Source organism: Neobacillus drentensis, from assembly GCF_036965245.1.
GTDB classification, from domain to species: domain Bacteria; phylum Bacillota; class Bacilli; order Bacillales; family Cytobacillaceae; genus Neobacillus; species Neobacillus drentensis_G.
On sequence record NZ_JBALPG010000151.1, the window covers coordinates 34,938 to 35,285 of the forward strand.

Genomic DNA, 348 nt, shown 5'->3' on the forward strand with positions numbered 1-348 from the left:
TTCCATTTTGTTGTCGAGAGATCTCTGTGATAAGGTTGCACGATGTCTCTAACGACCCTACCTTTCTTATCATAAACTGCCTCAGTATATCAGGGCCATTTTTGACTCGTTTTTTCTTCCCATTCACTTATCAATTTGTTTTTTACACTGTTAAGCTTGCTTCTATGTTTTATAGTCTCAACTGGTGTCATTCTATATATGCTTAAAGCATCCTTTAATTTTTTCCACCTTCGCTTTATAATCCTAAATACTGTTTTCAACTCTACATCTCTAAAATAATTTTTAGCTAAATCATAATCAATTTTACCCTTATATTGATGAGCTAAGAAAAAACCACAGAGGCAAATG

1 pseudogene is annotated in these 348 nt (G+C 33.0%); it reads right to left on the reverse strand.

The window, feature by feature from the left end:
- Positions 1-89: 89 nt before the first annotated feature.
- Positions 90-348: pseudogene (locus V7150_RS22945) on the reverse strand (hypothetical protein); the annotation flags it as partial.